Origin of the sequence: Lentilactobacillus dabitei (genome assembly GCF_019061365.1) — a bacterium.
In the GTDB taxonomy this organism is placed as follows: domain Bacteria; phylum Bacillota; class Bacilli; order Lactobacillales; family Lactobacillaceae; genus Lentilactobacillus; species Lentilactobacillus dabitei.
This window is the reverse complement of record NZ_JAHPPD010000095.1, coordinates 1-9491: the sequence shown is the minus strand read 5'-3', so window position 1 is coordinate 9491 and position 9491 is coordinate 1. Positions and strand designations below refer to the sequence as shown.

The window sequence follows — 9491 nt, the reverse complement described above, 5'->3', positions numbered from 1 at the left end:
TTTTATTCTAACGAGAAACAAAAAATCTGTCATCAGTAATAGATAAAATCTATTACCAACAACAGATATTGTAGAACCTTTATAAAACAGGCTCACCAGTTAGAATCCTAATTTTTGGATTTTAACGGTGAGCCTCTTATATATAGATCCGTCAATAAAAAGAACCCACCAAATTGGTGAGTCCTGCAAGAATATGTATCATAAAAGTTGTTAGTTTAACTAACAACTTGGAAGTCTTAATTTGCTAATTTCTTAGTTAAACGTGACTTGTCACGTGAAGCTTTGTTAGCTTTAATTAAACCCTTTGATTTTGCGCGATCAATTGCACTGATTGCGTTGATGTATAAATCCTTTGTATCGTCAGCACCAGCAATCCGAGCTCTTTCAAACTTTTTAACAGCAGTCCGGTATGTACTCAACTGAGCTGCGTTTCTGCGTTGAGCCTTTTCGTTGGTTTTAACACGTTCGATAGCAGATTTGATAATTGGCATTTTGTTCACCTCCGAAGATCATTCTAAATATAACCATTAAATTTCAACAGACATCATTATACAAAAATGACAAGGCGATTGCAAGCAAAACTGAGCGGTATCATGTAAGATATCCTTGTATTACTCGTTAAAATCCGTTATACTATTTTTTGTGCGTTGCACAGACCTTCAACTTAGTTCGTCGGGGACCACTGCCGCTTACTCAGTTGTTGGATCATTTTAGAAAAGGTGGTTGTGAACTATGGCAGTTACACAAACAAAGAAGAATGAAATTATCAAGAAGTATGCGCGTCATGAAGGCGATACTGGATCAGCAGAGGTGCAAATCGCTGTTTTGACCGCAGATATCAACGAAATCAACGAACATATGCGGACACATCGAAAAGATTATCATTCACAACGGGGACTTATGAAGAAGATTGGTCATCGTCGTAACCTACTTGCTTACCTTCGTGGTAAGGATGTTGCACGTTACCGTGACTTGATCCAAAGCTTAGGAATTCGTCGTTAATATTTGAAGAGGGATGTTGCAGGGCTGCGGCTTTGTACACATCCTTTTTTTCTGCCCAAATTTAAATTATTCAACAATCTCTTACTAAAAATTCGGTTTTCTGGAAAAATATGGTAAACTAATAGAAGCTGAAAACGAACGTAAAAAAAGAACAAATTATTTTTTGAGGTGAAACATGAAAAGCGAAATAAAAATTATGCCCATTGGCGGAGTCCGTGAAAACGGCAAAGACATGTATGCTGTGGACATCAACGGCGGTATCTATATTTTAGACTGTGGTTTAAGATACCCTGAAAATGAATTGCTTGGAATTGACGTTGTAATTCCCGATTTTAGTTATTTGGAAAAGAATAAAGACCGAATTGTGGGCGTCTTTTTGACGCACGGGCATGCGGACTCAATTGGTGCGATTTCGTACTTCTTGAGTGAATTTGATGTGCCAGTGTTCGGCTCTGAAATGACCATTGAGTTAGCTAAGTTGAACGTGGCAGATTCTGAAGAATTAAAGAGCTTTGATGATTTTCATATTGTCAGCGATCACAGTGAAATTGATTTTGATGACGTTAAGGTCACCTTCTTTAAGACGACCCATTCGATTCCTGGATCACTTGGAATTGCCATTCATACTTCTGAAGGAGCAATTGTTTATACAGGCGATTTCAAATTTGATCAAACAGCCGCTCCACTCTATCAGACCAATTACTCCGCTTTAACCCAGTTGGGTGATGAAGGGGTTCTAGCACTACTGAGTGATTCTGGCAATGCCGAAAACCCCAAGCCAAGCGCCTCGGAAAAGCAGATTGCTGAGTACATTTACGACACATTTAATTATCAGGACAGCCGCATCATCGTTGCAAGTGTTGCCTCCAACATTTTGCGGATGCAACAAGTCTTTAATGCCGCTGCCAAGTGTGGTCGCCGGGTTTATTTGACGGGTCATGATTTGGAACGAATTGTTCGGACCGCAATGCGTTTGAAGACCTTAACCTTACCAGAAGATGATCTTTTAATTGATTCCATTGATGAGTTGAACAAGTTGGCTCCAGATAAGGTTGTCATCATTCAGACCGGCAAGATGGGTGAACCGATCAAAGCCCTTCAGCGGATGGCTAATAAGGAACAAAGTGACATTAACATTGAGCCCAAAGACTTGGTGTTCATCACAACAACGCCGTCAACTGCGATGGAAACGACCGTTGCTAAAACTCGGGATATGGTTTACCGCGCGGATGGTGAAGTTAAAATGATTTCCGATCAAATGAATTCATCGGGTGATGCCAGTCAGACAGACTTGCAGTTGCTCATCAACTTATTACATCCTAAGTACATCATTCCTGTTCAGGGTGAATATCGTTTGCTGGAGGCCAACGCACAACTGGCTAAGCAAATTGGTTATACTGATAAGCAAATTTACATTCCTAATAAGGGTGACAAGATTTCAGTCAACAAAGACGAAATGTGGGTTGGTGGCAGTGAAGATCTTGCCGACACCATGATTGACGGAATCGGAATTGGCGATATTGGTAATATCGTGCTGCGAGATCGGAAAGTATTGTCTGAAGATGGTATTTTTGTGGCGGTCGTCACAATTGATCGCAAGAAGAAGCGGATTGTTGCCGAGCCTAAGCTCACTTCAAGAGGATTCGTTTACGTTAAGGCTAACAAGGATCTTATGAAGGAAGCAGCTGGCATTATTGAAAAGACAGTTACCAACAATCTTGAGCATAAAGAGTTTGATTGGAGTAACTTGAAGCAGGACGTTAGGGATGATCTAAGTGATTATCTGTATAAACAAACCAAGCGGCGTCCCGTGATTTTACCAGTTATAATGGAAGTTAATCAACATCATAAGCGTTCCAAGAAAAAGCAAAAGAACAACGAGAAGAAATCGGAATCAGCAAATTAATTTCGATCACATGAATAAAAATGGCAACGAGTGGTTCATTTATTTGAATTGCTCGTTTTCTGTCCAAAGATTGTGAGGCGAAGAAATGCAATTATCGAAGAATGATCAAGTTATCCTGATGAGTGCCCAAGCAGATTACGCGGACCAGCGGTTTAATCAGGTAATGCATAAGGTTGAACATTTGTTGGCGAAATATCCCAATCAGATTGACGTTAATTTTCTACGGACAAAAGCGTTGTTTAAGCTGAAGCGGACTGCGGAAGCTCAGTCAATTATTAATCGCTATGAAGATGAATTTGTCAGGGTTGCCGAGTGGATTCCATCATTGATCGAGATATCACTGAAGAATGCCCATTTTATGGTCGCAAGGGAAATCGCTGCTCAATCGGTTGCCGACTGGCGAACACAAATTCTGGCCGCTGAAGAAAATTATCGCCAGCAACATGCTGAATTACTTGATCAGCAGATTAACCAATTTGCACATATTGGTGGTTTGAATGCCTATACCCAGGTGAGGCGGGTGGAGGACGCTAAACAGCTACCGTTTGACGAATATGTATTGGCAGGAAAAAACATTTTGAGGGATCCATTTTTATGGGAAGTTCCGAAAAGTCAGATTTTGTTGGAATTGGTCAAAGTAAACGCCGATGTTTCGGTTACCCTCAACTGGTTGGACAATCAAGACTATGAAATTAATATTCTAAAATTGAAATCTATTGATCAATATTCTTCATTAGTAGCCGTTTTGAATATTATTGAAGACAATTATGCTTCGTCTGATCCAATCAAATTAGCCTTACTCGAAAAGGAACTATTTACACAAAGTAATTATATTTATCCATTTTTCGATAAGGTGATAACTGATCCGGAATATTGGTTCCAAGCCATCGTTGCGCGATCGTTCGGTGATCAAATTGATGTCAACACTTCAGATCAACGGTTAATTATGAAATGGATAAGCATTATTTATGACCAAGAAAGCAAAATTAAATTGATGTAATCAAAATTATTTTCGGAAAATGAGCGTAATCTGTTTACAAACAAATTAACTATCGATATAATACTTAAGGATTCTTCGAAAATTGACTGCTTTGTCTTTTCCAGAAGATGTAGTATAATAACACTTAGAAATGCATTGATGCGAATTGATGTAATTCTTGAAAACAACAGGAGGTTTCATTAATGGCAAAAGAACATTATGAAAGAACAAAACCCCATGTAAATATTGGTACTATTGGCCATATTGATCACGGGAAAACTACTTTAACTGCTGCTATCACCAAGGTATTAGCTGAAAAAGGTCTCGCTAAAGCTGAAGACTACGCTGATATCGATGCAGCACCAGAAGAACGTGAACGTGGTATAACAATCAACACTGCCCACGTTGAATACGAAACTGAAAAGCGTCACTATGCCCATATTGATGCCCCAGGACATGCTGATTACATTAAGAACATGATCACTGGTGCCGCTCAAATGGATGGTGCTATTTTGGTTGTTGCCGCAACTGATGGCCCAATGCCACAAACTCGTGAACATATCTTGCTTGCTCACCAAGTTGGTGTTGATTACATCGTTGTATTCTTAAACAAGACTGATTTAGTTGATGATGACGAATTGGTTGACTTGGTTGAGATGGAAGTTCGTGAATTGCTTTCTGAATACGATTATCCTGGTGATGATATTCCTGTTATCCGTGGGTCAGCTCTTAAGGCCCTTGAAGGCGACAAGGAACAAGAAGAAGTTATTCTTCACTTAATGGATGTTGTTGATGAATACATTCCAACTCCAGAACGTGATGACAGCAAACCATTCTTGATGCCAGTTGAAGATGTCTTCACTATCACTGGTCGTGGTACTGTTGCATCTGGCCGTATCGATCGTGGTACTGTTAAAGTCGGTGACGAAGTTGAAATCGTTGGTTTGAATGATCAACCACTTAAGTCAACTGTTACTGGACTCGAAATGTTCCGTAAGACATTGGATCAAGGTCAAGCCGGAGATAACGTTGGTGTTCTTCTTCGTGGTATCGACCGTGACCAAGTTGTCCGTGGACAAGTTCTTGCTGCTCCTGGTTCAATCCAGACCCACAAGAAGTTCGAAGGTCAAGTTTATATCTTGACTAAAGAAGAAGGTGGCCGTCATACGCCATTCTTCTCAAACTATCGTCCACAATTCTACTTCCATACTACCGATGTTACCGGTGTTATTGAACTAGAAAAGGGCGTTGAAATGGTTATGCCTGGTGATAACGTTACATTCCAAGTTGAATTGACGAAGCCAGTTGCCATTGAAAAGGGTACTAAGTTTACCATCCGTGAAGGTGGCCATACTGTTGGTGCCGGTGTTGTTAGTGACGTTAACGACTAGTTCGCTAAGCTAATGGCCGCATGAAGCTGTGAGGATTTTCCTCATGGCTTTTTTGCTGTCTCAGTATATTTTTGGATCAATCGCGATAGCAATATTCGATTACGATTTCTGGCGTTCCGAACATGACCACAAATTATTCTTATACCACAAAGTTGTTTGATTGGGAATTGAATAGGTCGCCAGGCGTCACGCTGAAGCCGAACAATTGATTGAAACGGGGTTCAAAAAAGCTCATACAATATAGATATGTTTAGGAAATAAATTTTACATTTCACTGTTAATACGTTAAAATAACAATGTTATGCAATTATGAATTGTAAAAATAATCTTTTCGTCTCGGAGGAAAAAGAATGTCTGCAAAATGGGAAAAGAAGGGTACCAATGATGGAGAATTAACTTTCGAAATTGGTGCTGACTCAATTAAAACTGGTTTAGATCGTGCATTTGAAAAGAACAAGAAGAGCATCCGGGTACCTGGATTCCGTAAGGGAAAGGTTCCTCGCTCAATTTTCACCAAGATGTATGGTGAAGAAGCATTATACGAAGATGCTTTGAACATCTTACTTCCAGATGAATATTCAAAGGCTGTTAGTGAAGCCAAAATCGAACCCGTTGATCAACCTAAGATCAATGTTGAATCAATGGAAAAGGGTAAGCCATGGGTTATCAAGGCTAATGTGACCGTTAAGCCAGAAGTTAAGCTTGGCGATTACAAGGGCTTAAGTGTTCCTAAGCAAAATACCCGAGTATACCAAAAAGACGTTGACGCTGAATTGGAAAAGAAGCGTGAAAGCCAAGCAGAACTTGTTCTTAAAGAAGGCAAGGCTGCTGAAAAAGGTGACACAGTTGTCATCGATTTTGAAGGAAAAGTTGACGGCAAACCATTTGAAGGTGGCAAGGCTGAAAACCATTCACTAGAGTTAGGTTCCAACTCATTCATCCCTGGTTTCGAAGATCAATTGATTGGTCACAAGGCCGGCGAAGATGTTGAAGTTAAGGTGACCTTCCCTAAGGATTACCAAGCTAAAGAATTAGCTGGTAAGGATGCCGTTTTCGAAACTAAGATTCACGAAGTTAAGACTAAGGAATTACCTAAGTTAGATGATGACTTCGCAAAGGATGTTGATGAAGATGTTGACAGCCTTGAAGAATTAAAAGAGAAGATCAAGGACGACTTAAAGAAACAGAAGAAGAGCGAAGCCCGCGATGCAATCGAAGACGCAGCCATCAGTGAAGCAACTGATAACGCTGAAGTCAAAGATATTCCAGAAGCCATGATCAACGAAGATATCCAACGTCAAATGGATCAATATCTTGCTGGCATGCAACAACAAGGAATTAACCAACAGATGTACTTCCAGTTAACTGGAACGAAGCCTGAAGATCTGAAGAAGCAATTCTCAGATGGCGCTGAAAAGCGGGTTAAGACCAACCTTGTTCTTGAAGCAATTGTTGACAAAGAAAACATCGAACCTTCAGAAGATGATGTTAAGGCTGAAGTTAAAGATTTAGCTAAACAATATGGAATGAAGGAAGACGCTGTTCGTAAAGCTTTGACTGATGATATGTTGAAGCATGATATTGCGATCAAGCAAGCAATTGACATGATTGTTGATTCTTCAAAGCAAGACGCTAAAGCAAAAGATGATTCAAAGGATAAAGAAGACAGCTCAGAAAAATAGTTTTCTTCCTAAGGAGATCCGTTAATCAGACGGGTCTTTTTTTCGGGAGTGGTCAAGCCTTCTGATTGCAATTTCACCGTGGTATGATAAAGTATCAAATAGTTGATTGATAAAAGTGATTAAAGTCCATCTCGGATGGAGGAGTGACTATATTGTTTGAAGATAACGAATCAAGCGGACCCATTACTTGTTCGTTTTGTGGTAAAACCCAAGACCAAGTAAAGAAAATTGTCGCTGGTCCAGGCGTCTACATTTGTAATGAATGTATTGATTTATGTAAAGAAATTATTGACGAGGAGCTTGCCCCTGAAAAGTCTTCAGAAGATTTACTCAAAGTTTTGACACCTAAACAAATTTTGGATAAATTAAATGAATTTGTGATTGGTCAAGATAATGCGAAGCGAACCCTTTCAGTAGCGGTTTACAATCACTACAAGCGAGTGAATGAAATGATCAGCGAGCCTGATGAAGATTTGGAACTCCAAAAGAGTAACATTTGTATCATAGGACCAACTGGTTCAGGTAAAACTTACCTGGCACAGACGCTTGCCAAGATTTTAAACGTACCGTTTGCAATCGCTGATGCGACGACATTGACCGAAGCTGGTTATGTTGGTGAAGATGTTGAAAACATTCTCTTAAAGCTATTGCAAAATGCCGATTATGATGTTGAACGAGCTGAACATGGGATCATTTACATTGATGAAATCGATAAAATTGCCAAGAAATCAGAGAACGTATCGATTACCCGTGACGTTTCCGGTGAAGGTGTTCAACAAGCCTTACTCAAGATTCTCGAAGGGACAATTGCCAACGTTCCGCCTCAGGGTGGTCGTAAGCATCCTCAACAAGAGTTTATTCAGATCGACACAACCAATATTTTGTTCATTGTTGGTGGTGCATTTGATGGGATTGAAGGGATTGTTAAGAGTCGTTTAGGCGACAAGACAATTGGTTTTGGAACTGATTCCGACAAAGCACCTGATCTTGATAACCGCAATATCATGCAGGCCGTAATTCCAGAAGACTTGCTGAAGTTTGGATTGATTCCAGAATTCATCGGTCGTTTGCCAATCTTGACGGCATTAGATAAATTGGATGAGAAAGATCTTGTTCGGATTTTGACTGAGCCTAAGAATGCATTGGTTAAACAATACAAGAAATTGATCGAACTTGATGGCGCCGAATTGGAATTTGCACCTGGTGCGTTGACTAAGATGGCTGAACTGGCTATCTCAAGAAACACCGGTGCTCGTGGCTTACGGTCAATCATTGAAGACACAATGCGAGATATTATGTTTGATTTGCCAAGCCGTAAGGATGTTTCAAAGGTTATCATCACACCTGAAACGGTGACTGATCATAAAGAACCAAAGCTGATTTTAAAAAAGGCATCGTAATTCGAGAAAGTCTGATGTAAGCTTTAGTTAGTTTGCGATCGGACTTTTTTATTTTAATGACAAATTAAAGGAGTGGTTTGATGGAGGTTCAAAATGTCGATTTGACAATAAGCGCGGTGGCAGAAAAGCAATATCCAAATACCATGTTTCCAGAGATTGCACTTGTTGGTCGGTCTAATGTCGGCAAATCTTCATTGACCAATGTGCTGATTAACCGGCGAAAATTTGCCCGGACATCAAGTCAACCTGGGAAGACCCAGACACTCAATTTTTATAACATTGATGACAAATTATATTTTGTTGATGTGCCTGGATATGGTTATGCCAAAGCATCCAAAGCGAGTCGGGAAAAGTGGGGCAAAATGATTGAAACCTACTTGACCAAGCGTGACCAACTCAGAGGGGTGATTGCCCTTGTGGATGGTCGTCATGCCCCAACTGACGATGATATTTCGATGCACGAATGGCTGGTTTACTATGGCATCGATGTCTTAACAGTTGCCACTAAAATGGATAAAATTTCTAAGGGTAAATGGAACAAACAAGAATCGCTGATTAAAAAGACTTTGCAAATTAATGATGAAGAGCTTATCCTGTTTTCAGCATTGACAAAGGACGGTAAAAACGAGGTCTGGCAATGGATTGAGGGGAGAATGTAAAATGGATTTTGATGAATACCAAAAGGCGGCGAATCGAACTTTGATGGGCAAAGAGCAGGTGCTCACTAACTGTGCACTGGGTTTAACTGGTGAATCTGGTGAAGTGGCCGACTTAATTCGTAAGTATACATTTCAGAGTCAAAAGCTAGATCACGATCAACTCATTAAAGAGATGGGGGATGTGCTATGGTACTTATCCCAAATTTCCGAATGGGCTGACATTCCCTTTGATAAGGTTGCTGAAGATAATATTAAGCGGCTTAAAAAACGGTACCCATCACAATTGGGTGGCGTCAATCAAGTTAATATCTAGGATCACTGCAATTGTCCAAGTTAGGTAGTCAAACACCTGATTTGGGCTTTTTTATTAACAATTGATTTGTGAAGTTAGAAAGTAAGCACTAAATAATTGGACGTATTCAAAAAGGCATTCGAGCATGTTATTCTTCAGATAACACAATCGAATGCCTTT

9 protein-coding genes are annotated in these 9491 nt (G+C 40.0%); 8 read left to right on the top strand and 1 reads right to left on the bottom strand.

The annotated features are described in order from the left end of the window. Window positions 1-236: 236 nt before the first annotated feature. On the bottom strand, window positions 237-491 hold the full coding sequence (rpsT, locus tag KTE19_RS11635; protein ID WP_217342339.1) for a 30S ribosomal protein S20: 255 nt from the start codon (window positions 489-491) through the stop codon (window positions 237-239). A gap of 241 nt (window positions 492-732) precedes the next feature. On the opposite strand from rpsT, the gene rpsO reads away from it, so the two are divergent. From rpsO to KTE19_RS11595, 8 genes are all read left to right on the top strand, one after another. Next, window positions 733-1002, top strand: a complete 270-nt coding sequence (rpsO, locus tag KTE19_RS11630; RefSeq protein ID WP_008855546.1) for a 30S ribosomal protein S15 — start codon at window positions 733-735, stop codon at window positions 1000-1002. A 175-nt stretch (window positions 1003-1177) separates the two neighbouring features. Continuing rightward, the gene (locus tag KTE19_RS11625; protein WP_217342338.1) at window positions 1178-2908 is read left to right on the top strand and encodes a ribonuclease J; all 1731 of its coding nucleotides are present in this window, start codon (window positions 1178-1180) and stop codon (window positions 2906-2908) included. An 85-nt stretch (window positions 2909-2993) separates the two neighbouring features. After that, entirely contained in the window at window positions 2994-3908 is a 915-nt protein-coding gene (locus tag KTE19_RS11620; RefSeq protein ID WP_217161574.1) for a hypothetical protein, read from the top strand. 182 nt (window positions 3909-4090) lie between these two features. Next, window positions 4091-5278: an elongation factor Tu gene (gene tuf / locus KTE19_RS11615; RefSeq protein WP_056981575.1), complete on the top strand. Its 1188-nt coding sequence runs from the start codon at window positions 4091-4093 to the stop codon at window positions 5276-5278. A gap of 350 nt (window positions 5279-5628) precedes the next feature. Next, window positions 5629-6960: a trigger factor gene (gene tig, locus KTE19_RS11610; protein WP_217161572.1), complete on the top strand. Its 1332-nt coding sequence runs from the start codon at window positions 5629-5631 to the stop codon at window positions 6958-6960. Window positions 6961-7112: 152 nt separating this feature from the next. Beyond that, window positions 7113-8360: an ATP-dependent Clp protease ATP-binding subunit ClpX gene (gene clpX / locus KTE19_RS11605; protein ID WP_217161570.1), complete on the top strand. Its 1248-nt coding sequence runs from the start codon at window positions 7113-7115 to the stop codon at window positions 8358-8360. A gap of 80 nt (window positions 8361-8440) precedes the next feature. After that, window positions 8441-9019: a ribosome biogenesis GTP-binding protein YihA/YsxC gene (gene yihA, locus KTE19_RS11600; RefSeq protein ID WP_217161569.1), complete on the top strand. Its 579-nt coding sequence runs from the start codon at window positions 8441-8443 to the stop codon at window positions 9017-9019. A 1-nt stretch (window position 9020) separates the two neighbouring features. Beyond that, window positions 9021-9332 (top strand): nucleoside triphosphate pyrophosphohydrolase family protein, encoded by a 312-nt coding sequence (locus KTE19_RS11595; RefSeq protein WP_217161567.1) that lies wholly within the window; start codon window positions 9021-9023, stop codon window positions 9330-9332. The last annotated feature ends 159 nt before the right edge of the window (window positions 9333-9491 follow it).